Annotated in this window: 1 protein-coding gene; it reads left to right on the top strand. The window is 72.3% G+C overall.

What is annotated here, in order from left to right; genetic code table 11:
* Positions 1-1923, top strand: a 1923-nt coding sequence (dxs, locus tag MOX02_RS30350; RefSeq protein ID WP_280525379.1) for a 1-deoxy-D-xylulose-5-phosphate synthase, incomplete at both ends; no start/stop codon positions are given.

The following is a 1923-nucleotide window of genomic DNA, read 5'->3' as shown; positions in this document are numbered from 1 at the left end:
CTCGATCAGGTTCCGGATCCGTCTGCGCTTCGGCGCGTGCCGGAGGCTGATCTTCAGGCTGTGGCGGACGCGGTTCGGGCCGAGATGATCGACGCGGTGTCGGTGACGGGCGGGCATCTTGGCTCGGGGCTCGGGGTGGTCGAGCTGAGCGTGGCGCTGCACCACGTCTTCGACACCCCCGACGACCGCATCGTCTGGGACGTCGGGCACCAGTGCTACCCGCACAAGATCCTGACCGGGCGGCGCGACCGCATCCGCACCCTGCGCCAGGGCGGCGGCCTGTCGGGCTTCACCAAGCGGTCCGAGAGCCCCTACGACCCGTTCGGGGCGGCCCACTCCTCCACCTCGATCTCGGCCGCGCTCGGCATGGCGGTCGGCCGCGACCTCGACGCGGCCGCCGCCAAGGCGGGCGGGGCGGCGGCCAACGCGCAGCCGAAGCGCCGCAACGTGGTGGCGGTGATCGGCGACGGCTCGATGTCGGCCGGCATGGCCTACGAGGCCATGAACAATGCCGGGGCCATGCACTCGCGCCTGATCGTCGTCTTGAACGACAACGACATGTCGATCGCGCCGCCGGTGGGGGCCATGTCGGCCTATCTCGCCCGGCTGGCCTCGGGGGGCACCTACCGGAGCCTGCGCGAGACCGCCAAGCAGCTCGGCAAGCTCCTGCCCAAGGCGCTCTACCAGCGTGCGGCCCGGGCCGAGGAGTACGCCCGCAGCCTGCTGGTGGGCTCGGGCACGATGTTCGAGGAGCTCGGCTTCTACTACGTGGGGCCGGTGGACGGGCACAACCTCGACCACCTGCTGCCGGTGCTCAAGAACGTGCGCGACTCGGAGCAGGGCCCGATCCTGCTGCACGTGGTCACGCAGAAGGGCAAGGGCTACGCCCCGGCCGAGGCGAGCGCCGACCGCTACCACGGCGTGGTCAAGTTCGACGTGGTCTCCGGGGTCCAGGCCAAGGCCAAGCCGAACGCGCCGGCCTACACGCGGGTGTTCGGCGAGAGCCTGGTGCGGGCGGCGGACGCCGACCCGAAGGTGGTGGCGATCACGGCGGCGATGCCGGGGGGCACGGGGCTGGACATCTTCGGCAAGGCGCACCCGGACAAGACCTTCGACGTGGGCATCGCCGAGCAGCACGCGGTGACGTTCGCGGGCGGGCTGGCGACGGAGGGCTACAAGCCGTTCGTGGCGATCTACTCGACCTTCCTGCAGCGGGCCTACGACCAGGTGGTGCACGACGTGGCGCTGCAGAACCTGCCGGTGCGGTTCTGCCTGGACCGGGCGGGTCTGGTGGGGGCGGACGGGGCGACGCACGCGGGGGCGTTCGACCTCGCTTACCTGTGCTGCCTGCCGAACATGACGGTGATGGCGGCCGCCGACGAGGCGGAGCTGGTGCACATGGTGGCGACGGCGCACGCGCACGACACCGGCCCGATCGCGCTGCGCTACCCGCGCGGCGAGGGCGTGGGCGTTGACCTGCCGGAGCGGGGCGAGGCGCTGGCGATCGGGCGGGGCCGGGTGGTGCGCCGTCCGGAGGGGGCGCGGGTGGCTCTGGTGAGCTTGGGGACGCGCCTGGCGGAGGCGTTGAAGGCGGCCGACCTCCTGGAGGGTCTGGGGGTCGGGGTGAGCGTCGCGGACGCGCGCTTTGCCAAGCCGCTGGACGCGGCGCTTCTTCTGGATCTGGCGGGCACGCACGAGGTCGTGGTGACGCTGGAGGAGGGCTCGGTGGGCGGGTTCGGGGCGATGGTGCTGCACCTGTACGCGGCGCGGGGCGTTCTGGACACGGGGCGGGTGCGGGTGCGGACGATGACGCTGCCGGACGCCTACCAGGATCACGACACGCCGGAGCGGATGTACGCCGAGGCGGGCCTCGACGCCCCCGCCATCGTCAGGCTCGTCCAGGACACACTCCCAGAACGGCAG

The sequence above is a fragment of the Methylobacterium oxalidis genome (assembly GCF_007992195.1).
Classification (GTDB): Bacteria; Pseudomonadota; Alphaproteobacteria; order Rhizobiales; family Beijerinckiaceae; genus Methylobacterium; species Methylobacterium oxalidis.
This window is presented reverse-complemented; position numbering and strand designations above follow the sequence as displayed.